Source organism: Variovorax sp. GW821-FHT09A10, assembly GCF_059418385.1.
Window position 1 is genome coordinate 232,877 of record NZ_JBWKPT010000004.1, and the last position, 21,986, is coordinate 254,862.

At 68.3% G+C, this 21,986-nt stretch carries 21 protein-coding genes and 1 riboswitch; of the genes, 12 read left to right on the plus strand and 9 right to left on the minus strand.

Annotated features, from left to right (window positions below; genetic code table 11):
• Positions 1 to 21 precede the first annotated feature (21 nt).
• A complete protein-coding gene (locus AC07Q9_RS17735) occupies positions 22 to 2,007 on the minus strand; it encodes a monovalent cation:proton antiporter family protein (RefSeq protein WP_489060457.1) in 1,986 nt (661 codons plus the stop codon).
• Positions 2,008 to 2,093: 86 nt separating this feature from the next.
• Between AC07Q9_RS17735 and AC07Q9_RS17740 the strand changes: the two genes are divergently transcribed.
• The 4 genes from AC07Q9_RS17740 to AC07Q9_RS17755 are packed head-to-tail and all read left to right on the plus strand — an operon-like array spanning position 2,094 to position 5,119.
• Positions 2,094 to 3,095, plus strand: coding sequence for a KpsF/GutQ family sugar-phosphate isomerase (locus tag AC07Q9_RS17740; RefSeq protein WP_495311010.1), 1,002 nt, complete (start codon positions 2,094 to 2,096; stop codon positions 3,093 to 3,095).
• On the plus strand, positions 3,095 to 3,643 hold the full coding sequence (locus tag AC07Q9_RS17745) for a KdsC family phosphatase (RefSeq protein WP_062473615.1): 549 nt from the start codon (positions 3,095 to 3,097) through the stop codon (positions 3,641 to 3,643). Before AC07Q9_RS17740 ends, AC07Q9_RS17745 begins: the two co-directional genes overlap by 1 nt.
• Positions 3,640 to 4,290 carry an LPS export ABC transporter periplasmic protein LptC gene (gene lptC / locus AC07Q9_RS17750; RefSeq protein ID WP_489060459.1) on the plus strand — a complete coding sequence of 217 codons (651 nt, stop codon included), beginning with the start codon at positions 3,640 to 3,642 and terminating at the stop codon, positions 4,288 to 4,290. The genes AC07Q9_RS17745 and lptC overlap by 4 nt, the downstream gene beginning before the upstream one ends.
• Positions 4,291 to 4,333: 43 nt before the next feature.
• Positions 4,334 to 5,119 (plus strand): SDR family oxidoreductase, encoded by a 786-nt coding sequence (locus tag AC07Q9_RS17755; RefSeq protein ID WP_495311014.1) that lies wholly within the window; start codon positions 4,334 to 4,336, stop codon positions 5,117 to 5,119.
• A gap of 91 nt (positions 5,120 to 5,210) precedes the next feature.
• Here AC07Q9_RS17755 and rbp read toward each other — a convergent pair whose 3' ends face one another.
• Positions 5,211 to 5,753 carry an RNA-binding regulator gene (gene rbp / locus AC07Q9_RS17760; protein ID WP_495311016.1) on the minus strand — a complete coding sequence of 181 codons (543 nt, stop codon included), beginning with the start codon at positions 5,751 to 5,753 and terminating at the stop codon, positions 5,211 to 5,213.
• A gap of 254 nt (positions 5,754 to 6,007) precedes the next feature.
• Positions 6,008 to 6,199, plus strand: a riboswitch (yybP-ykoY riboswitch).
• Between the two features lie 9 nt (positions 6,200 to 6,208).
• On the opposite strand from rbp, the gene AC07Q9_RS17765 reads away from it, so the two are divergent.
• From AC07Q9_RS17765 to AC07Q9_RS17780, 4 genes are all read left to right on the plus strand, one after another.
• Entirely contained in the window at positions 6,209 to 6,772 is a 564-nt protein-coding gene (locus AC07Q9_RS17765; RefSeq protein WP_495311018.1) for a TMEM165/GDT1 family protein, read from the plus strand.
• Between the two features lie 127 nt (positions 6,773 to 6,899).
• Positions 6,900 to 8,057, plus strand: coding sequence for a homoserine O-succinyltransferase MetX (gene metX, locus AC07Q9_RS17770; protein WP_495311021.1), 1,158 nt, complete (start codon positions 6,900 to 6,902; stop codon positions 8,055 to 8,057).
• Positions 8,054 to 8,641, plus strand: a complete 588-nt coding sequence (gene metW / locus AC07Q9_RS17775) for a methionine biosynthesis protein MetW (RefSeq protein WP_495311023.1) — start codon at positions 8,054 to 8,056, stop codon at positions 8,639 to 8,641. The genes metX and metW overlap by 4 nt, the downstream gene beginning before the upstream one ends.
• A gap of 37 nt (positions 8,642 to 8,678) precedes the next feature.
• The gene (locus AC07Q9_RS17780) at positions 8,679 to 9,266 is read left to right on the plus strand and encodes an IMPACT family protein (RefSeq protein ID WP_495311025.1); all 588 of its coding nucleotides are present in this window, start codon (positions 8,679 to 8,681) and stop codon (positions 9,264 to 9,266) included.
• Here the strand turns inward: AC07Q9_RS17780 and AC07Q9_RS17785 are convergent.
• Positions 9,211 to 10,143, minus strand: a complete 933-nt coding sequence (locus AC07Q9_RS17785; RefSeq protein WP_495311026.1) for an ion transporter — start codon at positions 10,141 to 10,143, stop codon at positions 9,211 to 9,213. The genes AC07Q9_RS17780 and AC07Q9_RS17785 overlap by 56 nt on opposite strands.
• Positions 10,144 to 10,256: 113 nt before the next feature.
• On the opposite strand from AC07Q9_RS17785, the gene AC07Q9_RS17790 reads away from it, so the two are divergent.
• The gene (locus AC07Q9_RS17790) at positions 10,257 to 10,760 is read left to right on the plus strand and encodes a bactofilin family protein (RefSeq protein ID WP_099794230.1); all 504 of its coding nucleotides are present in this window, start codon (positions 10,257 to 10,259) and stop codon (positions 10,758 to 10,760) included.
• A 21-nt stretch (positions 10,761 to 10,781) separates the two neighbouring features.
• On the opposite strand, the gene AC07Q9_RS17795 is transcribed toward AC07Q9_RS17790, so the two are convergent.
• Positions 10,782 to 11,561, minus strand: a complete 780-nt coding sequence (locus tag AC07Q9_RS17795) for a DUF72 domain-containing protein (protein ID WP_495311028.1) — start codon at positions 11,559 to 11,561, stop codon at positions 10,782 to 10,784.
• A 92-nt stretch (positions 11,562 to 11,653) separates the two neighbouring features.
• On the opposite strand from AC07Q9_RS17795, the gene AC07Q9_RS17800 reads away from it, so the two are divergent.
• Positions 11,654 to 13,165, plus strand: coding sequence for a M20 family metallopeptidase (locus tag AC07Q9_RS17800; protein WP_495311030.1), 1,512 nt, complete (start codon positions 11,654 to 11,656; stop codon positions 13,163 to 13,165).
• The gene (locus tag AC07Q9_RS17805; protein WP_495311031.1) at positions 13,162 to 14,034 is read left to right on the plus strand and encodes an alpha/beta hydrolase; all 873 of its coding nucleotides are present in this window, start codon (positions 13,162 to 13,164) and stop codon (positions 14,032 to 14,034) included. The genes AC07Q9_RS17800 and AC07Q9_RS17805 overlap by 4 nt, the downstream gene beginning before the upstream one ends.
• A 3-nt stretch (positions 14,035 to 14,037) precedes the next feature.
• Here AC07Q9_RS17805 and AC07Q9_RS17810 read toward each other — a convergent pair whose 3' ends face one another.
• The 5 genes from AC07Q9_RS17810 to AC07Q9_RS17830 all read right to left on the minus strand — a co-directional run bounded on the left by AC07Q9_RS17810 (position 14,038) and on the right by AC07Q9_RS17830 (position 19,254).
• A complete protein-coding gene (locus AC07Q9_RS17810; RefSeq protein WP_495311033.1) occupies positions 14,038 to 15,216 on the minus strand; it encodes an MFS transporter in 1,179 nt (392 codons plus the stop codon).
• A gap of 105 nt (positions 15,217 to 15,321) precedes the next feature.
• Positions 15,322 to 15,786: a YidB family protein gene (locus tag AC07Q9_RS17815; protein WP_070063350.1), complete on the minus strand. Its 465-nt coding sequence runs from the start codon at positions 15,784 to 15,786 to the stop codon at positions 15,322 to 15,324.
• A 100-nt stretch (positions 15,787 to 15,886) separates the two neighbouring features.
• Positions 15,887 to 17,242, minus strand: coding sequence for a M20/M25/M40 family metallo-hydrolase (locus tag AC07Q9_RS17820; protein WP_495311036.1), 1,356 nt, complete (start codon positions 17,240 to 17,242; stop codon positions 15,887 to 15,889).
• Between the two features lie 103 nt (positions 17,243 to 17,345).
• Positions 17,346 to 18,077: a 16S rRNA (uracil(1498)-N(3))-methyltransferase gene (locus tag AC07Q9_RS17825; RefSeq protein ID WP_495311037.1), complete on the minus strand. Its 732-nt coding sequence runs from the start codon at positions 18,075 to 18,077 to the stop codon at positions 17,346 to 17,348.
• 79 nt (positions 18,078 to 18,156) lie between these two features.
• Entirely contained in the window at positions 18,157 to 19,254 is a 1,098-nt protein-coding gene (locus tag AC07Q9_RS17830) for an aminoglycoside phosphotransferase family protein (protein WP_495311038.1), read from the minus strand.
• 133 nt (positions 19,255 to 19,387) lie between these two features.
• On the opposite strand from AC07Q9_RS17830, the gene AC07Q9_RS17835 reads away from it, so the two are divergent.
• Positions 19,388 to 21,979: an LPS-assembly protein LptD gene (locus AC07Q9_RS17835; RefSeq protein ID WP_495311040.1), complete on the plus strand. Its 2,592-nt coding sequence runs from the start codon at positions 19,388 to 19,390 to the stop codon at positions 21,977 to 21,979.
• Positions 21,980 to 21,986 lie beyond the last annotated feature (7 nt).

The window sequence follows — 21,986 nt, forward strand, 5'->3', positions numbered from 1 at the left end:
CGCGCGCCCGCGCCGGCCGCCTCAGCCCTTCTGCAGCCGCTCGATGGCAATCGCCAGCGCGGCGGGCTTGCCCGACAGCACCAGCGTGTCGCCGTCCGACAGCAGCGTGTCGTCGTCCGGCACGCGCGCCTGGCCGTCCTGGCGGCGCAGGTTGGCCACGCGCACGCCCAGCGTCGGCAGCGCCATCCGTCCCAGCGTCTGACCGATGGCGCGTGCGCCCGGCGTGAGCGTGAAGCTGTTCAGGCGCTCGTGATCGATCTCGTCGGCGTTGTCGTCGTCGGCGCCGTGGAAGTAGCCGCGCAGCAGGTTGTAGCGTGCGTCGCGCTGGTCCTGCACCACGCGGATCACGCGCCGCATCGGCACGCCGACCAGCGCCAGCGCATGGCTGGCGAGCATCAGCGAACCCTCGATGGCCTCGGGCACCACCTCGGTCGCGCCGGCGGCCTGCAGCTTCTCGAGGTCGTGGTCGTCCTGGGTGCGCACGATCACCGGCACGTGCGCCGCGTGGGCGCGGGTGTTGGCCAGCACCTTCATCGCGCCCCCCACGTCGAGGTAGGTGACGACCACCGCGCTGGCGCGCGCCAGGCCCGCCGCCATCAGCGCCTGCAGCCGCGCCGCGTCGCCGAACACCACCGAATCGCCGGCCGCGGCGGCCTGGCGCACGCGGTCGGGGTCGAGGTCGAGCGCCATGTAGGGAATGCCTTCGCGCTCCAGGATGCGCGCCAGGTTCTGGCCGCAGCGCCCGTAGCCGCAGATGATCACGTGCTGCGCGGTGTTGATGGTCTTGCGCGCGATGCTCGTCATCTGCAGCGACTGCTGCAGCCAGTCGCTGGCCACCAGCTTGCGCACGATGGCGTTGCTGTACATGATGATGAAGGGCGTGGCCAGCATCGACAGCACCATCGACGCCAGCACCGGGTTGGCCAGCCACGGTGGCAGCAGGTTGCGGTCCTGCGCGAGCGCCAGCAGCACGAAACCGAACTCGCCGGCCTGCGCCAGGTACAGGCCGGTGCGCAGCGACACGCCCGAGGTGGCGCCCAGCACCCGCGCCAGCACCGTCACCAGCCCCAGCTTGAACAGCAGCGGCACCAGCAGCAGCACGGCCACCAGCAGCCAGCGCTCGACCACGATGTGCCAGTCGAGCGACATGCCGACGGTGATGAAGAACAGCCCCAGCAGCACGTCGTGGAAGGGGCGGATGTCGGTCTCGACCTGGTGCTTGTATTCGGTTTCCGACACCAGCATGCCGGCGATGAAGGCGCCCAGCGCCAGGCTCAGGCCGGCCAGCTCGGTGAGCCAGGCCAGGCCCAGCGTGATCAGCAGCACGTTCAGGATGAACAGCTCCTCGCTGCGCCGCCGCGCCACCAGCGTGAGCCACCAGCGCATGATGCGCGGCCCGCCGTACAGCAGTACGCCGATGAGGAAGGTGGCCTTCACCAGCGCGAAGCCCAAGGCCTTGGCCAGCGCCTCGGGCGGCGCGCCCAGGGCGGGAATCAGCACCAGCAGCGGCACCACGGCCAGATCCTGGAACAGCAGCACGCCCATCACGCGCTTGCCGTGTTCGCTCTCCAGTTCGAGCCGCTCGGCCATCAGCTTGACCACGATGGCGGTGCTGCTCATGGTGAGCGCGCTCGACAGCGCCAGCGTGGTCTGCCACCCCAGCTGCCAGGCCGGCGGCAGCTGCGTGGCGATCAGCAGCGCGCCGGCCGTGGCCAGCGCCATGGTCAGCAGCACCTGCGCCATGCCCAGCCCGAACACGTGCTTGCGCATGGCGCGCAGCTTGGGCAGGCTGAACTCGAGCCCGATCACGAACATCAGGAACACCACGCCGAATTCGCCCAGGTGGCGGATGCCTTCGGAGTTCTGCGCCAGCGCCAGCGCATGCGGGCCGATCAGCACGCCGGCCGTCAGGTAGCCGAGCATCGGCGGCAGCTTGAGCGACCGGCAGGCCACCACGCCGATCACCGCGGCCAACAGATACAACAGCGTGAGATCGAACGAAGACATAGGCGCCGATGCTAGAGCAATGTCCGTGCCCCGGGCTTCCCCGGGCCATGTGATCGCCGACCGCGCCCGCCTCGTAAAATCCGGCGATGAGCTCCCGCCCCGCCCCGACCCACGTGGTCGACCCCGACGCCATCCTGGCCCGGGCACGCGTCACATTCGACATCGAAGCCGAAGCCGTCCTCGGCCTGAAGGCCCGCGTCGGCCCGAGTTTTGTCGAGGCCGTGTGCAAGATCCTCGAAGTGCGCGGCCGCGTGGTCGTGATGGGCATGGGCAAGAGCGGCCACGTCGGCCGCAAGATCGCCGCCACCCTCGCCTCCACCGGCACGCCCGCGATGTTCGTGCACCCGGCCGAGGCCAGCCACGGCGACCTGGGCATGATCAAGTCGGTCGACCTCGTGCTGGCCATCTCCAACAGCGGCGAGGTCGACGAACTCACCGTGCTGCTGCCGGTGGTCAAGCGCCAAGGCGTGCCCCTGATCGCCATGACCGGCCGCCCCGACTCCACCCTCGCGCGCCATGCCGACATCGTGATCGACGCTGGCGTTGCCAAGGAAGCCTGCCCGTTGAACCTCGCGCCCACCGCGAGCACCACCGCGCAGATCGCCATGGGCGACGCGCTGGCTGTGGCCCTGCTCGACGCGCGCGGCTTCGGCTCCGAAGATTTTGCGCGCTCGCACCCCGGCGGCGCGCTGGGCCGCAAGCTGCTCACGCACGTGAGCGACGTCATGCGCTCGGGCGACGAGGTGCCGTGCGTGCCGCCGACGGCCACCGTCAGCGAGCTGATGCGCGCGATGAGCATCAAGGGCTTCGGCGCCGCTGCCGTGGTCGAGCCCGACGGCCGGGCGCTGGGCATCTTCACCGACGGCGACCTGCGCCGCCTGATCGAGGCCGGCGCCGATCTGCGCACGCCCAAGGCGGCCGACATCATGCACCGCGACCCGCGCACCATCCGCGTCGACGCGCTGGCGGTGGAAGCGGCCGAACTCATGGAGCAATGCGGCATCACCCGCCTGTTCGTGATCGACGGCGCGGGGGTGATCGTCGGCGCGGTGAACACCAACGACCTGATGCGCGCGAAGGTCATCTGATGCCGCTTGATTTCCAGGCCGAGACCCTGCTGGCCGCGCAAGATGTGCGCATCGTCTTCTTCGACATCGACGGCGTGCTGACCGACGGCGGCGTGTACTTCACCGAGCACGGCGAGACGCTCAAGCGCTTCAGCATCCTCGACGGCTACGGCCTCAAGCTGCTGCGCAAGGCCGGCATCACGCCGGCCGTGATCACCGGGCGCGACTCCAAGCCGCTGCGTGTGCGGCTCGAGGCGCTGGGCATCGAGCACGTGCGCTACGGCACCGAAGACAAGCTGCCCGCGGCCGAAGCCATGCTGAAGCAGCTCGGCTTCACCTGGGCGCAGGCCGCCGCCATCGGCGACGACTGGCCCGACCTGCCGGTGCTGACCCGCGTCGGCTTCGCGGCGGCGCCGGCCAACGCGCACGCCGAGGTGCGTGCCGTGGCGCGCTACGTCACCACCGCGCGCGGCGGCGAAGGCGCGGCGCGCGAATTCTGCGACCTGCTGTTGACGGCCTGCGGCCAGTACCGCCCGCTGCTCGACGCTGCCTTGGGCCCCCGACCATGAGCCCGCAGCTGCGACGCGCCTGGAACCTGACGCGCGATGTGCTCGACCGCACCACCATCTACCTGCCGATCATCCTGATGGCGGGTGTGGCGCTGGGCACCTACTGGCTGGTGCGCAATGCGCCCAAGCTGCTGGAGCCCACCGCCAAGGCGGCGCCCACGCACGAGCCCGACTACTTCATGCGGGACTTCGTCATCAAGAACTTCCTGCCCAACGGCGATCTGCGCAGCGAACTGCACGGCACCGAGGGACGGCACTACCCGGACACCGACACCATCGAGGTCGACCAGGTGCGCATGCGCTCGGTGTCGCCCGAGGGGCTGGTCACGCGCTCGTCGGCGAACCGGGGCCTGTCGAATTCCGATGGCAGCGAGATCCAGTTGTTCGGCAATGCGATCGTGATCCGCGAACCGGCGGTCAGCGCCAGCGGCAAGGCCACGCCGCGGCTGGAGTTCCGCGGCGAGTTCCTGCATGCCTTCCTCGACACCGAGAAGGTGCAGTCGAACAAGCCGGTCACGCTCATCCGCGGCAGCGACCAGTTCACCGGCGATACGCTCGACTACGACAACCTGAGCGGCGTGGCCAACCTCACGGGCCGCGTGCGCGGCGTGCTGGTGCCCTCGGCCGCGGCGGGCAAGCCGCGCTGAGCGGCTGAAACACAAAAACAAGTTCCCGAGAGACGATCCACGCATGACCACCGCCGCACCGCTCGTCTTCATCACCGGCGCCTCCAGCGGCATCGGTCAGGCCCTGGCCGCGTGTTTCTACGACGCGGGCTACCGGCTGGCACTGGTCGCGCGGCGCACGGGCGAGATCGACACCTGGGCGACGGGCCGCCGGCTGGACGCGGGCCGCTACCAGGTCTATGGCGCCGACGTGGCGGACACCGACAGCATCGTGGCCGCCGGTGTCGACTGCATCGCGCGCCAGGGCGTGCCCGACGTGGTGATCGCCAACGCCGGCATCAGCATCGGCATCGACACGGCCGAGCGTTCGGACCTCGACGTGCTGGCGCGCACCTTCGCCGTCAACAACGTGGGGCTGGCCGCCACCTTCCATCCCTTCGTGCGGGCCATGGTGCAGCGCGGCAGCGGGCGGCTCGTGGGCATCGGCAGCGTCGCCGCCATCCGCGGGCTGCCGGGGCACGGCGCCTACTGCGCGAGCAAGGCCGGCGTGGTCGCGTACTGCGAGAGCCTGCGCGGGGAGCTGCGCACCAGCGGGGTGAAGGTCGTCACGCTCTGCCCCGGTTACATCGACACGCCGCTCACGCAGGGCAACCGCTACGGCATGCCCTTCCTCATGCAGCCCGAAGACTTTGCGGCCCAGGCGCTGCGCGCCATCGAGGCCGGCACGAGCTACCGCGTCATTCCCTGGCAGATGGGCGTGGTCGCCAAGGTCATGCGCCTGCTGCCCAATGCCGTGCTCGACCGCGCGGTGCAGGGTCGGGCGCGCAAGAAGCGCAGCGGCGAAGCCTGAGCGCCACGGCACCGAACGCAGGCAAAGAAAAAGGCTCCCGAGGGAGCCTTTTCTGTGTGTGCCGCGGGGCACGCGAAGAGGTGAACAGGGTTCAGTAACCACCGTTGCCGCCGCCGCCGTAGCCGCCGCCACCGCCGCTGCGACCACCGCCGCCACCGCCACGGGGACCCGCGCCGTAGGGGCTGCGGAAACCGCCATCGCCACCACCGCCGCCGCCACCCGAACGACCACCACCGCCGCCGTAGCCGCCGCCACCGCCGGAACGGCCACCGCCGCCACCACCGTAGCCGCCACCACCGCCGCCGTAGCCACCGCCACCACCGCCGCCATAACCACCACCACCGCCGCCGTAGCCGCCACCGCCGCCACTGCGGGGGGGACGTGCTTCCATGGGACGTGCCTCGTTGACGACCACGCTGCGACCACCCAGGGGCTGGCCGTTCATGCCGTTGATGGCGGCCTGTGCTTCCGCGTCACTGCCCATCTCGACGAAGCCGAAGCCCTTCGAGCGACCCGTGTCGCGCTCCATCATGACCTTGGCGCTGGTCACTGCGCCGAACTGGCCAAAGGCCTGTTCGAGATCACCGTCGCGCACCGAGTAAGGCAGGTTGCCGACGTAGAGTTTGTTGCCCATCAAGGGACTCCTATAAACACATCAAGAAAAGCGATGGAGTCCCGAAAGCATCACTCAAACGAGAGCCGCCGAGCCGCGCGAAACTGACCGATCACCGAATTGCTCCCGCCCAAAATCAAGAGGGAGGCTCGTGCATTATGGGTGAAATATCAAAAAAGCAAGCAGGAATTTGCGTCTTGAGGTAGCACCTTTTCAAAGCAATGGAAGTTAGCGCACGCCTACCTATTTGAGCCGGGGGAATTGACGATGCGGCTACAATTGGCGGGTCATTGGGGAGTAGCCGCCTTCCGTATACGAGAAGGGCCCGCGTCAACAGACTTGTCCTTGCCCCACGAGGACATGGCGCGTGCAGTGAACACACCTGGCGAGACCTTTGACCGCACAACTTCGGGAATATGGCCGAAGGTGTTGTGCGGTCAATTGCGTCCTTCGGCCCAAGGAACCCCACATCCATCATGGAAGCTTTTCTCGTTGCAACGGGCGTGGTTGCGCTCGCCGAAATGGGCGACAAGACCCAACTCCTGGCCCTTCTTCTGGCCGCGCGCTTCAGGAAACCCTGGCCGATCGTGTTCGGCATCTTCGTCGCCACGGTCATCAACCACGCGCTGGCCGGCGCGGTCGGCAACTACATCACGCGCTGGCTCGGCCCCGAGGTGCTGCGCTGGATCCTGGGCGGCTCGTTCATCGCGATGGCCATCTGGATGCTGATACCCGACAAGCTCGATGAAGACGACGCCCCGGGCGTTTCGAAGTTCGGCGTCTTCGGCACCACCGTGATCGCCTTCTTCCTGGCCGAGATGGGCGACAAGACCCAGATCGCCACCGTCATGCTGGCCGCCCGCTTCACGCAGGACTACGCCTGGGTCGTCGTCGGCACCACGCTGGGCATGATGCTGGCCAATGCGCCGGTCGTCTGGCTGGGCGACAAGATCGTGCGGCGCGTGCCGATCAAGCTGGTGCACGGCATCTCGGCGGCGATCTTCCTGGTGCTGGGCGTCATCATGATCGTCGGCTGGTAGCAGGAAAAAGTCACGGGGCTATACTTGCCCTGCGCCGATTTGCTTCAGCTTGCGGGCGCTTTATAAATTCTGCTAAAGACGGCTGCCGAACCCGGCTCGTTTTTGGCGAGGCCGGGTTTTTTCATTCATGTCGTCGTCACCTTTGGTCGTCACCCCGCAGTCGATGCAGTTCGCAGGCCCGCTGGCCCTGCGCAGCGGCGCTTCGATCAGCGGCTACACGCTCGCCTACGAAACCTACGGCACCCTCAACGCCGAGCGCAGCAATGCGGTGCTGGTGTGCCATGCGCTCAACGCCTCGCACCACGTCGCGGGCGTGTACGAGGGCCAGGCCCGCTCCGAGGGCTGGTGGGACAACATGGTGGGCCCGGGCAAGCCGCTGGACACCGACCGCTTCTTCGTGATCGGCGTCAACAACCTCGGCTCCTGCTTCGGCTCGACCGGCCCGATGCACGTGAACCCCGCCAACGGCCGCGTCTACGGTGCCGACTTCCCGGTGGTCACGGTCGAAGACTGGGTCGACGCCCAGGCCGCGCTGCTCGATGCGCTCGGCATCCAGACGCTCGCGGCCGTGATGGGTGGCAGCCTCGGCGGCATGCAGGCGCTGTCGTGGACGCTGCAGTACCCCGATCGCGTGCGGCACGCCGTGGTGGTGGCCAGCGCGCCCAACCTCACGGCCGAGAACATCGCCTTCAACGAGGTGGCACGCCGCGCCATCGTGACCGACCCCGACTTCCACGGCGGCCACTTCTACGAATACGGCGTGATCCCCAAGCGCGGCCTGCGCATCGCCCGCATGATCGGCCACATCACCTACCTGAGCGACGACGTGATGAACGCCAAGTTCGGGCGCATCCTGCGCAGCGCCGTCGAAGGCGAAGCGGCGGGGCTCGACTACCGCTATTCCACGCAGGACGTCGAGTTCCAGATCGAAAGCTACCTGCGCTACCAGGGCGACAAGTTCAGCGAGTACTTCGACGCCAACACCTACCTGCTGATCACCCGCGCGCTCGACTACTTCGACCCCGCGCGCCACCACGGCGGCCAGCTCAGCACCGCGCTGGCGCAGGCCACGGCCAAGTTCCTGCTCGTGAGCTTCAAGACCGACTGGCGCTTCTCGCCCGCGCGCAGCCGCGAGATCGTGAAGGCGCTGCTCGACAACCGCCGCAACGTGAGCTACGCCGAGATCGACGCGCCGCACGGCCACGACGCCTTTCTGCTCGACGACGTGCGCTACATGGGCGTGGTGCGCTCGTACTTCGAACGCGTCGCCAAGGAATTCCAATGAGCGACCTTGCACACCAACGACTGATCGCCGAGCTCGTGCCGAAGGGCTCGCGCGTGCTCGACCTGGGCTGCGGCGACGGCGCCCTGCTCGACCTGCTGCAGCGCGAGCGCGGCTGCACCGGCTACGGCGTGGAGATCGCCGACGGCAACGTGCTGCAGTGCATCCGCCGCGGCGTCGACGTGATCCAGCTCAACCTCGACGAAGGCCTGGCGATGTTCGACGACGCCACCTTCGACGTGGTGCTGCAGATCGACACGCTGCAGCACCTGCGCAATGCCGAGGTCATGCTGCGCGAGACCGCGCGCGTGGGCCGCTTCGGCATCGTCGCCTTTCCCAACTTCGCGCACTGGCCCAACCGCCTGAGCGTGGCGCGCGGGCGCATGCCCGTGACGCGCCGCCTGCCCTACCAGTGGTACGACACGCCCAACATCCGCGTCGGCACCTACAAGGACTTCGAGGTGCTGGCCGGCAAGAACAACCTGCGCGTGCTCGACGCCTTCGGCCTGCAGAACGGCCGCGACGTGCGCTGGCTGCCCAACGCGCGCGCCAGCACGGCGGTGTTCAAGTTCGAGCGGGGCGCTTGAGCACGCCGCCCTCGCACCGCACGGACATCGGGTCGGAATGAGCTTCACGCTCGCGCAGCCGGTTCACAGCGAACTGCTCATCAAGAAAAGCCGCTTCATCGGCTGCGTGCAACCGGTGCCCGACCGCGCGGCGGCGCTGGCGGTGGTCGCCTCGCTGCGTGCCGAACACCCGGGCGCCGCGCACGTGTGCTGGGCCCTGATGGCCGGCGGCCAGTCGGCGGCGAACGACGACGGCGAGCCCGGCGGCACGGCCGGACGCCCGATGTTGGAGGTGTTGCGCCACCAGCAGGTGGAAGGCGCGCTCGCCACGGTGGTGCGCTACTTCGGCGGCGTGAAGCTCGGGGCCGGCGGCCTCGTGCGGGCCTACACCGATGCCGTGGCGCAGGCCCTGCTCGGCGCCACGCTGGTGCCGCTCGTGCGACAGCGCCAGCTGCAGTGCGCCGTGCCCTATGCGCTCGAGGGGCTGGTGCGGCGCGAGCTGGCCGCCATCGGTGCGGTGCTGGAAGACGTGCAGCACGGCGACGACGTGCGCTTGGCCTTCGCGCTGCCCGCGCCCGAGGCCGATGCCTTCATCGCGCGTCTCGACGATGCTGCGCAAGGGCGCGTCGTCTGGCCGACGGCGTGAGCCGCTTCGCCGGCGCCTTGCCTGGCGTCGGCTCTGTTGCCAGGGCAAGCACGCCGCGCGATGCGAGCGCGATCGGCTCCGCCAGGTCGTCGTCGACACCGCGCCGCGTCATCTCGGCCGTCACGATGCCGGTGGGCACGGCCAGCACGCCCCAGCCCAGCAGCATCATCACCGAGGCGATCGCGCGGCCCAGGTCGGTCTTGGGCACGAGGTCGCCGAAGCCGACCGTGGCCATGGTCGAGATCGCCCAGTAGATCGCCACCGGAATGCTGGTGAAGCCGTGCGTCGGGCCTTCGACCACGTACATCAGCGTGCCCATCACCAGCACCACGAGCATCACGAAGCCCACGAACACCGTGATCTTCCGGCGGCTCGATGCCACCGCCTGCACCAGCGCGCGGTACTCCACCGAATAGCGCGAGAGCTTGAAGATGCGGAACACGCGCAGCAGCCGCAGGATGCGCACGTCGATCAGGTACGCCAGCTCGGGCGCGAAGGCCACGAGAAAGGTCGGCAGCAGCGCCAGCAGGTCGATCACGCCGTAGAAGCTCAATGCGTAGCGCAGCGGCTTGTTCACGCAGCACAGCCGCGCGATGTACTCCAGCGTGAAGAGAATCGTGAACACCCATTCGAGGGCATTGAACAGAGGCCGCCACTGGTCGCGGATCGACTGCACGCTGTCCAGGATGACGACCAGCACGCTCATCACGATCACCGCGATCAGCGTCAGGTCGAACCACAGGCCGGCGGGCGTGTCGGCCTCGAAGATCACGGTGAACAGCTTGCGGCGCCAACCACTGGCCGGCTTGTCGAACCGCGAGTCGGTGGCAGCGGGCGTGGACAGGGCTTCGATGTTCGGGCGGATCAGGCGGGTCATGCGGGCATTGTCAGGGGGCCAGGCGACTTATTCAGTTACGCTTCTTGCGCAATGAAGTGCCGCATGCCGCGGGCGTCTTCTTACGATAGTCCCCTTTCTTGAGGAGCTCCCCTTTGGCCACACAGTCCCCCTTTTTCGGCAAGCGCGATCGTGACACCGACTCGCTGACGTCCCGTCCCGCACCGCTGGTTGGTTCGGGCACCAATCTCTCGGGCACTCCCGTCAATCCCTCCTCGTTGACCGCGCAGGCCGGCCTGGCCCCGGTGGCCGCCGCTCCCGCCGTCAAGGAAGGCGGCAGCAAGCTCACCGTCGGCCCGAACATCAAGCTCAAGGGCGTCGAGATCACCGATTGCGACACGCTCGTGGTCGAAGGCCTGGTCGAAGCGACCATGGACTCGCGCCTGATGCAGATCGCCGAACAGGGCGAGTTCAAGGGCTCGGCCGAGATCGACATCGCCGAGATCCGCGGCGTGTTCGACGGCAACCTCACCGTGCGCGAAAAGCTCGTCATCCACTCGACCGGCAAGGTCACCGGCAAGATCCGCTACGGCAAGATCGTGATCGAAGAAGGCGGCCAGCTGTCGGGCGAAATCAGCTTCGGCGCCAAGGCGTCGTAAGCCAGCCCACGCAGGCCGCTCTCAAGCGGCCGGCGGCTTCCATCCCAGGCGCTCCAGCAAGGCACCGGCCGCGGCCGGTGCCTTTTCTTTGGCGCCGTTGATGAAGTACACGAACACGTCGCGCGCCTTCGGTGCAGCGGCCCAGCCCTGCGCGCGCTCGGCCCAGGTGTCGAGCGCCTTCGGCCCGTAGCCCGTCTTGAGCTTGGCGTCGGCCATCATGAGCCGCGCATAGGCGACGTCGCCTTCGGGCTCCTCGAAGGACGGAAACTTGTCGGCGTCGGTGAACACGGTCGACACCTTGTGCTTTTTCGCGAGCGCCTTGTAGGCGGGCGTGATGAAGCTCTCGTGGCGCACGTCCATCACGTGGCGCAGCACGCGGCTGCCCTCCTTCTTGGGCAGCAATTCCAGAAATGCCTCGAAGTCTTCCGCATCGAACTGCTTGGTCGGCATGAACTGCCAGACGATCGGTCCGAGCTTGTCGCCCAGCTCGGCCACGCCGCTGTCGATGAAGCGCTGGATCGACTCGCCCGCGCTCGCCAGCACCTTGCGGTTGGTCGTGAAGCGCGAGGCCTTCATCGAGAACATGAAGTCGTCCGGCGTGTCGTCGTGCCACTTGCGGAAGGTCTCGGGCTTGAAGGTGCTGTAGTAGGTGCCGTTGATCTCGATGGCGCTCACCTGCCGGCTGGCGTAGTTCAACTCCTTCGCGTGAGCGAGGCCTTTCGGGTAGAAGTTGTCGCGCCAGGGCTCGAAGGTCCAGCCGCCTATCCCTGCCTTGATCCGCGTCGATGTTGCCTTGCTCACATTGCGCTCCGGGTTTTGAGATCGCCCGCACTCTACGCGCGCTCGCCGCGAGGCGCAAAATGCGTTTTTTCGTCCCCGCGGAGAACCCCCCGATGAACGCCCCCCTGCACCGTGAAATGCCCGCCGGCACGCTCGACGCGACGCGCGCCCTCTCTGATGTCACCGCCCAATGGGACGGCGACATCGTCAAGCAACTCACCGACTACATCGCCATTCCCGCCAAGTCGCCCGGCTTCGACAAGGACTGGTCGGCCAACGGCTACCTGGAGACCGTGCTGCGCAACGCCGCGGCCTGGGTCGAGGCGCAGAAGGTCGAGGGCCTGAAGTTGGAAATCGTGCGCCTCGAAGGCCGCACGCCGGTGCTGTTCTTCGAAGTGCCGGCCACCGGCACCAACATGGCCGAGACCGTGCTGATGTACGGCCACCTCGACAAGCAACCCGAATTCACCGGCTGGCGCAACGACCTCGGCCCGTGGACGCCCAAGTACGAGAACGGCCTGCTCTACGGCCGCGGCGGCGCCGACGACGGCTACGCCGTGTACGCCAGCGTGGCCGCGCTGCAGGCGCTCAAGGCCCAGGGCGTGGCGCACCCGCGCATCGTCGGCCTCATCGAGACCTGCGAGGAAAGCGGCTCCTACGACCTGCTGCCCTACGTCGACGCGCTGCGTCCGCGCCTGGGCGAGGTCGAGCTGGTGATCTGCCTGGATTCGGGTGCCGGCAACTACGACCAGCTGTGGCTCACGACCTCGCTGCGCGGCATGGCCAGCGGCACGCTCAAGGTCGAGGTGCTGACCGAAGGCATCCACTCGGGCGACGCCTCGGGCCTCGTGCCCTCGAGCTTTCGCATCATGCGGCAGGTGCTCGACCGCCTCGAAGACAGCGCCACCGGCCGCCTGCTGCCCGCGAGCTTCCATTGCGAAGTGCCGGCCGACCGGCTGGCACAGGCCAAGGCCACCGCGGCCATCCTCGGCGACGAGGTCTACAAGCGCTTTCCGTGGGCGCACTACGACTGCGGAGGCTCGACCATGTTCGCGCTGCCGACCACCACCGACCCGGTCGAGGCCCTGCTCAACCGCACTTGGAAGCCCACGCTGTCGGTCACCGGCGCCGAAGGCTTCCCGGCCCTGAAGGACGCGGGCAACGTGCTGCGCCCCTACACCGCCTTCAAGCTCTCGCTGCGCCTGCCGCCGCTCGTCGACGCGGCCGAGACGGTGCAAAAGCTCAAGGCCCTGCTCGAAGACAACGCGCCCTACCAGGCGCGCGTCACCTTCGAAAGCGGCGGCGGCGCCACCGGCTGGAACGCGCCCACCATCACGCCGTGGTTCGAGGACGCGCTCAACAAGGCTTCGCGTGCGCACTTCGGCGCGTCGTGCGGCTACATCGGCCAGGGCGGCACGATCCCGCTGATGAACATGCTGAGCGCCGGCTTCCCGACCGCGCAGATGATGGTCTGCGGCGTGCTGGGCCCGAAGAGCAACGCGCACGGCCCCAACGAGTTCCTGCACGTGCCCTACGCCAAGAAGCTGACGGCCGCCGTGGCCGAGGTCATCGCTGCCCTGCCGGTGGCGCATCGCGCTGCGGCGTCGGAGCCGGTGGCGGCTTGAGCGACGCGCTGCCCCTGCCGCATCGGGTGTCGTTGACCACGCCGGACGGCGAGACGCTGGCGCTGCGGCGGCTGCCCGCCGCTGGCAGGCCCCGCGCCGTGGTGGTCGTGGTGCACGGGCTGGGCGAGCATGCGGGGCGCTATCACGGCCTCGCCAAGCAACTGCACGGTTGGGGCTTCGCGGTCTGGGCGCACGACCACCACGGGCACGGCGAGTCCACCGGTGCGCGCGGCGGCCTGCCCAGCGAGCTGCGGCTGGTCGACGATCTGGCCCTGGTGATCGACGACGCGCGCCGCGAGAACCCCGGCGTGCCGTTGGTGCTGCTCGGCCACAGCCTGGGCGGCCTGGTCGCCGCGAGCCTGGTGGCGCGCGGCGTGCGGCCGGTCGATGCGCTGGTGCTGTCGTCGCCGGGGCTCGACCCGGGGCTGAACGGTTTTCAGAAGATGCTGCTGGCCGTGCTGCCGCGCGTCGCACCCAACCTGCGCGTGGGCAACGGGCTCGACGACAACTACCTCTCGCACGACCCGGTGGTGGTGCAGGCCTACCGCGACGATCCGCTCACGCATGACCGCATCGGCAGCCGGCTGGCGCGCTTCCTCGCGTATGAAGGCGCCACGGTGCAGCAGCATGCGGCGCACTGGCCGGTGCCCACGCTGCTGATCTACGCGGGCGACGACCGGCTCGTGCGGCCGGCTGCCAGCCGTGCCTTCGCGGCGGCCGCTGCGCCCAGCGGCAAGGTCGAGGCGAAGTGCTTCGACACGCTGTACCACGAGCTGTTCAACGAGCTCGATGCGGAGCCCGTGTTCGACACGCTGCAGCGCTGGCTCGACCGGCGGTTTCCGGCGGCTGTTTCGGCGCGCGTGGCCTGAGGCTCAGGCCTTGGCCACCGGCGTGCGCCGGCGTTGCGTCTGCGCGAGCCAGAGCAGCGCGGCGCCGGTCAGCACCACCGGCACCAGCGAGCCGTAGTTCAACAGCTGCCAGCCCTGCGTGGTCACCAGCACGCCCGAGGCGAACGAGGTCAGCGCCAGCGTCGCGAACACGCAGAAGTTGAGCGCGCCTTGGGCGCGGTCGCGCTCCTCGGCCGTGTAGGCCGTGAGAGAGAGCGTCGTGCTGCCGGTGAACAGGAAATTCCAGCCCACGCCCAGCAGGAACAGCGCCACCAGGAAGTGGTGCAGCGCCACGCCCGACAGTGCCACCACGATGCAGCCAAGGTTCAGCGCCAGCCCCACCCCCATCACCGGCAGCACGCCGAAGCGGCGGATCAAGTGGCCGGTGAAGAAGCCCGGCGCGAACATGCCGATCACGTGCCATTCGAGCACCAGCGCCGCGTCGGAAAACGGCAGGCTGCAGATCTGCATCGCGATGGGCGTGGCGGCCATCAGCAGGTTCATCACGCCATAGCTCAGCGCGCCCGCGGCGGCCGACACGATGAACACGGGCTGACGCATGATCTCGCCCAGCGACCGGCCGCCGGCCGCTTCCTTGCGGGTCGGTGACGGCGGGAATTCGATGAAGCGCATCACCGCCATCGACAGCAGCGCCACCGCCGCCAGCGCGATGTAGGCGCCGGCGAACGGCACGGAGAGGGCGTCGCGCGTGAAGGTCGCCAGGTTCGGCCCCGCCACCGCGCCGATCAGGCCGCCGGCCATCACCATCGACACGGCCTTCTCGCGCCACGCCGGCAGTGCCAGTTCGGCCGCCGCGAAACGGTAGAGCCCGGCGTTGGCGTTGTAGTAGCCCGCGACCACGGTCGCGAAGCACAGCAGCCAGAAGTTCTTCGAGGACGCCGCGTAGGCGCACAGCAGCGCCGAGCCGACCGCCACCGCCAGCCCGATCTGGAACGAACCGCGGCGCCCGAAGCGCTGCTGCGTGCGCGCCACCAGCCCCGTGCTCAACGCGCCGCCCACCACGTAGCCCATCACAGGCAGCGTCGCCATCCAGCCCTGCGGCGCGATGCCCAGGCCGACGAGACCGTTGATGGCGATGAAGGTGACGTTGTTGGTCAGGAGCAGGCCCTGGCAGATGGCCAGGAGCCACAGATTGCGATTCATGGGGCGCGGTTCTACGCGATTGGGCGACGAAAGCAAGGCGCCGGCCAAAAAAAAGCGCCCTCGCGGGCGCCGGAATTCTGAGAATGAAATTCGCCGGGTGGCAGGTCAGGTCGGCTTGTTGCCTTGCAGCAGGCCGCTGAGCGAGCCCAGCAGGTCTTCATGGTTGCCGAGGCCTTGCTCGGGCACCTTGCCCTGCGGCGTGAGCTGGTTGATGAGGGCCGGCAGCATGGTGGCCAGCATCGGCAGCAACATTTGTGCGTTGATGCCGAGTTTGGAAGCGATGGCAGCGATCGTGTCGCCGCCCAGCGCGTTCTGCAGCTGATCGCCCGAGACCGGCTTGTTTTCACCGTTGCCGATCCACGAGCCGATCACGTCGCCCATGCCCGCCTGCTCGAATTTCGAGACCATGCCGCCGAGGCCGCCCTGCCCGCCATTGTTGGCAAGCAGGCCGCCCAAGGCGCCGGCGAGGCTTCCGAGATCTCCCAATCCCCCGAGGCCACCGCCTTGCGGTTGCTGCTGTTGTGCAGCGCCTCCAAGCACCTGACCGAGTACCGAATCGAGCAAACCCATGACCATTCCTTGTTGTGTGACAGAAACGCTCACATTTTCCAATGTGGCGACCCGCTCGCCGAAAGTGGCGCGGCCACTTTCGAACTGGCAACGTGACAAATTACTTGCTGCGTGCTGCGCGTTTCGGCAGGAGCGCGGGGCTGACGCCCTGCACACCGACCAGACCGAGCACGGTGACGAGCGAATTCTGCGCGCCTTTCCATGCATCTGTCACGTCAATCGACTCGGCCAGCGAGTGAAATCCGCCCGACTTGCCGCCGCCGCCGATGATGATGGCCGGGATGCCCAGCGAAATGGGAACGTTCGCATCCGTGCTGCCGCCGCGCAGCAGCGTTTTGTGGCCAAAAGCACTGTTGGCGCGCGTGGCGGCTTCGACGATCACCGAGTCGGGCGGCGTGCGGCCACCCGGGCGGTCGCCGATCAGCTTGGTGCTCACGCTCAGGCTGCTCACGTTCCAGCGCTTGTTCTCTTCCGCCACGGCCTCGTCGAGCGTGGCGAGGATCTTCTTCTCGGTCTCGAGCAGCGAGGCCATGTCGTCCGAGCGGATGTCGATGGCCATGCGCGCGTCGGGCGCGATGGTGTTCACCGAGGTGCCGCCGCCCACGGTGCCGACCGTGAAGGTGGTCTTGGGGAAGCTGGGCGTGCGCACCTCGGCGATCTTGGCGATGGCGCGGCCCATGCCGTGGATCGCGCTGGGCACCTGGCCGAAGGCGCCGAAGCTGTGACCGCCCGGGCCCTTGAAGGTGACTTCGTAGCGATGGCTCGCGGTGCCGAGCACCAGCACGTGGCCGTCGGGCGAGGGCTCCAGGCCGACCATGCCGTCGATGTCGAGGTGGTCGCGGAAGATGGCCTTCATGCCGCGCAGGTTGCCCAGCTCTTCCTCGCCGACGTTGGCGACGATCATCAGGTCGCCCACGGTCTGGATCTTGTTCTCGTTGAGCACCTTGAGCCACGACAGCAGCACCGACAGGCCGCGCGTGTCGTCGCCGATGCCGGGCGCGAAGAGCTTGCCGTCGCGCTCCTTCACCTTGACGTCGGTGCCGGCGGGAAAGACCGTATCGAGGTGCGCCGAGATCAGCAGCTTGGGGCCGTGGCCCGTGCCCTTGCGCAGGCCGATCACGTTGCCTTCGGCGTCGATCTTCGCGTCGGGCAGGCCGAGGGCTTTCAGGCGTGCCAGGAAGGCTTCGGCGCGCTTCTGTTCCTTGAAGGGCGGTGCCTCGATCTCGGTCAGCGTCTTCAGTTCTTCGACCGTGCGTTCGTGGTCGGCCTTGACTGATTCCAGCAGCTTGCGGATCGCGGGCGAGGCCATGAGTTGCGTGTAGGCCTGGTCGACCGCGGGGCTGACCTGCGCCGGCGTGGGCGCGACGGCCTGGCTCTGGGCGTGGACGACGGGCATGGCGCACAGCGCGGCCAGAACGAGAGGGGCGAGACGAAACGCGCGGGATGAACGAGGCATGAGGGAGCGGTCCTTCCGGGAGGCGGATTGAACAAGGAAAAGGAAGCGGCCATTGTTCCGCAGGCGCTTGGTTCGCGCCTCGCGGAAAACCCCCCGCAACGGCTCAGGCGCCGATGAGCGACACCAGCGCCGCGAGCGCTGCTGTTTCTGCGCGCAGCACCCGCGCGCCGAGCGTGGCCGGTGCAAAGCCGCGCGCGATGGCGTCCTGCTCCTCGGTGGCGCTGAGGCCGCCTTCGGGGCCGCTCAGCACGAGCGCGGATTGCGTGGTCGGGGTGTTCGCAGCCACGGCGGCGACGGCGCGCGTGCCGTCGGCCAGGCTCAGCACCAGGCGCGTCGCCGAAGCGTCGGAGGCGGCAGCATCGCCGAGCCAACCCGCGAAGGACTGCACCGGATGGATCACCGGTACGCGGTTGCGACCGCATTGCTCGCAGGCCGCGACGGCGATGGCTTCCCAGTGCGCCCGTTTCTTCTCGGCGCGCTCGCCCGACAGGCGCAACACGCCGTGCGCCGTGGCCAGCGGCTGGATGCTGGTCACGCCGAGTTCGGTGGCCTTTTCGACCAGCCAGTCCATGCGCTCGTTGGCCGGCATGCCGACCGCGAGGTGCACGGCGCGGGCCGCTTCGCGCTCCACCGGCGTGTGGGCACCGACCGCCACGGCGACCTCGCTGCGGCCCATGCGCTCGACCGTCGCGGCGTACTCGCCGCCCGTGCCGTCGAACAGGGTGAGGGTGTCGCCGGGCTGCATGCGCAGCACCTGCACATGGCGCGCGGCGCCCGGCGGCAGCGCCAGGCTGGCGCCGGCGGTCAGCGGCACGGAGCAGTGAAAACGGGGCATGCTATGAAATCAGGAGCTGACGGCGCCCGTGGTGCGGGCGCTACAGCGATTTTCTTTTTCGGCTTTTTTCAGTTTCTCTTCAGACTCGGCCGTAGGCGAAGCCGGTGACGGCCGTGGTGCCCTCGACCTCGTCGATCACGCGCAGCAGCGGCTTCAGCTCGATGTAGCGGCTGGCGGTGGCGCGGATGTAAGCGATGAAGCGAGGTGTGTCGGCCAGGTAGCGCGGCTTGCCGTCGCGCAGCGTGAGGCGCGCGAAGATGCCGGCGACCTTGAGGTGGCGCTGCAGGCCCATCCATTCGACCGCGCGGTAGAAGGCGCCGAAGTCTTCGTCGACCGGCAGGCCGGCCTTGCGTGCCGCCGTCCAGTAACGGATGGTGATGTCGAGCACGAACTCCTCGTCCCAGCTGAGGAAGGCATCGCGCATCAGGCTGGCGATGTCGTAGGTGATCGGGCCGTAAACCGCGTCCTGGAAGTCGAGCACGCCCAGCGGTTGGCCGGCATCGCTGCCGACCATCAGGTTGCGCGGCATGAAGTCGCGGTGCACGTAGACGCTCGGCGACGCGAGGTTGTTCTCGACGATCAGCGCGAAGGCGCGGCCCAGGCGCTCCTTCAGCTGGCCCTCGACGGCCACGCCGCGGTGCTTGCCGATGTACCACTCGGGAAAGAGCGCCAGTTCGCGCTCGAGCAGCGCACGGTCGTAAGGCGGCAGCACGCCGGGTTTCGAGGCCAGCTGCCAGCGGATCAGCGCGTCGATGGCCTGGTCGTAGAGCGGTCGGTTGGCGTCGGGATGGGCCGGGTCGATCACGTCGAGCATGGTCTGGCGACCCAGGTCGTCGAGCAGCAGGAAGCCGTGGTCGCGGTCCCATTCGAGCACCTGCGGCGCGGTCACGCCGGCCTCGGTCATCAGCTGCGCCACCTGCACGAAGGGGGCGCTGTTTTCCTTGTCGGGCGGCGCATCCATCACGATGCGCGTGCCGCCGTCGGCGGTGTCCAGTCGGAAGTAGCGGCGGAAGCTGGCGTCGGCCGAGGCCAGCCGGACGGTGTCCGGGCGCAGTTGGCGGGTGCCGGCGATGCCGGCCAGCCAGCCCTGGAACGCTTCGGCCCGCTGCGGATCTGTCCAGAGAATGGCCTGGTCGGGGTGTGGGGTCGTGGACGCCGGGGTCGAAGGTGCTGTCATGGATAATCAATTCTACAAATCCGCCTGGCGCGGCACCCCTTCCCAAGGCCGATCCGGCCGGGCGGGGTGGCTGCCGGTCCCCGCAACCCGCCGGCCTGCCGCGCCGTCCCCGACGATCTTTCGTTCCGAATCGATGCCTACGACCCCACGCGCCGCCTTGCGACGTTTGAGCCCGCCGCTGCCACTGGCCGTGCTGTCGCTGGCGTTGTTGCACGCGCACGGCGCCTTCGCCCAGCAGGCCGGTGTCCTCGACGGACCGCTCACGCTCAAGCGCACGCCGCTGCTCACCGAGACGCTGACGCCCGTGCAACGCAGCCAGCTGCCCAGCCTTGTCACCGGTGACCGCATTTCCGGCCGCCCCGACCTGGAGACCGTGATCGAGGGCAACGCCACGCTGCGCCGTGGCCCGGTCGCCATCACGGCCGACCGCCTCGAGTACTACCAGCCCGACGACCGCGCCAAGGCCACCGGCAATGTGCGGGTCAACCAGGCCGGCAACGTGTACGAAGGCCCCGAGCTGGAACTCAAGCTCGAGACCTTCGAGGGCTTCTTCAACAACGTGCGCTACCGCTTCCTCGCGACCGGTGGCCACGGCGAGGCCGAGCGCATCGACTTCGTCGATTCCAACGTGTCCATCGCGCGACGCGCCAGCTACACCACCTGCCGCCGCGAAGACTTCCCCGGCTGGATGCCGGCTTGGCTGCTGACCGCGGCCACGCTGACCACCGACACCGAGGAAAACGAAGGCGTCGCCATCGATGCGCGCATGAGCTTCATGGGCATCACGACGCCGCCGATCCCGCGCGTGACCTTCCCGCTGTCCAACGAGCGCAAGAGCGGCCTGCTGCCGCCCACCATCGGGCTGGACAACACCAACGGTTTCGAGGTCGCGCAGCCCTACTACTGGAACATCGCGCCCAACCGCGACGCCACCTTCACGCCCACGCTGATGAGCAAGCGCGGGCTGAACCTGGCCAACGAATTCCGCTACCTCGAGAAGGACTACAGCGGCAGCATCCGCCTGGACCTGATGGGCAGCGACCGGCTCGTGGGCCAGCGCTACAACGAGGCGCGTGCCGAGCAGCTGCAGAAGCTGAACAACGGCGAGATCGCGCTCAAGGACCTGAACTTCGGCAAGCCGCCCGACAGCAGCAAGCGCTGGGGCCTGTGGCTTAACCACCACCACGACTTCGACGCCAAGGCGCTGGGGCTGGATTCGCTGTCCGCCAACGTCAACATCAACCGCGTCAGCGACAACGACTACTGGCGCGACTTCACGCGCACGCCGACGCTGGCGCAGCGCCAGCTGCCGAGCGAAGGTTCGCTGAACTGGACCAAGGGCGACTGGAGCGGCGCCGTGCGCGCCCTGCGCTACCAGACGCTGCAGTACAACCTGTCGCCGGTCGTGCCGTCGTACGACCGCGTGCCGCAGATCACGGCCAACTACGCCAAGTACGACTGGCACGGTTTCGACGTCTCGCTGAACACCGACTACTCGCGCTTTCGCGTCAACAGCATCCTGGCCGGCCAGCCCGGCTTCGACCTCAATCAGCAGTCGCAGCCCGACGGCGACCGCGTGTTCGCGCAGGCGGCGATCAGCCGGCCGTTCCTCACGCCGAGCTCCTTCGTCATCCCGAAGCTGCAGCTGCACGCGACCTCGTACAACTACTACCTGCCGCAGTCGTCCATTCCGAAGGTGTCGGTCAACGGCGTCGACTACGTGAACGGGATGCCGTACAACCCGAGCCAGCTGTACTTCTTCCCGACCTCGTCGAACCGCGTCGTGCCGACCTTCAGCCTGGACAGCGGCCTGGTCTTCGAGCGCGACGCCAACTACTTCGGCCGCGCCTTCCGCCAGACGCTGGAGCCGCGCGCGTACTACGTGTACACGCCGTACCGCAACCAGAGCATGCTGCCGAACTACGATTCGGCCGCCAACGACTTCAGCTTCGCGACCATCTACACCGAGAACGCGTTCTCGGGCGCCGACCGCATCTCGGACACCAACGCGCTCACGCTGGGCGTCACGTCCCGCCTGATCGACCCGGGCACCGGCGTGGAAGCCGTGCGCTTCGGCATCGCGCAGCGCTTCCGTTTTGCCGACCAGAAGGTCACGCTGCCGGGCGTCGCGCCGGTCACCGACCGCACCAGCGACCTGCTGCTGGGCGCCCAGATCAACTGGACGCCCAAGTGGAGCCTGGACACGCTGCTCCAGTACAACCCCGATTCGCGCCGCTCCACGCGCAGCGCGATCAGCGCGCGCTACAACCCGGGCCCGTACCGCAACCTCAGCGCTGCCTTCCGCTACCAGGCGCCGAGCACGCCCACGGCCACCGACGGCAACAAGTCGATCGACTTCGGCTGGCAATGGCCGCTCAACGACCTGTGGGGCGACAAGGGCAAGGACCTCGGTCCGGGCAAGGGCGAAGGCGGCGGACGCTGGTACGCCGTGGGCCGCCTCAACTACAGCCTGCAGGACAAGAAGCTCACGGACGGCGTGCTCGGGGTCGAGTACGACGGCTGCTGCTGGATCAGCCGCGTGGTGCTGCAGCGCATCACCACCGGCCAGGTGACGGCCAACACCCGCATCATGTTCCAGCTCGAATTCGTCGGTTTCTCCAGCATCGGATCGAGCCCGATGCAGGCGCTGCGACAGAACATCCAGCGCTACCAGCCGCTGCGTCAACCGACCGAAGCCCCGAGCCGCTTCACCAATTACGACTGAAACGACG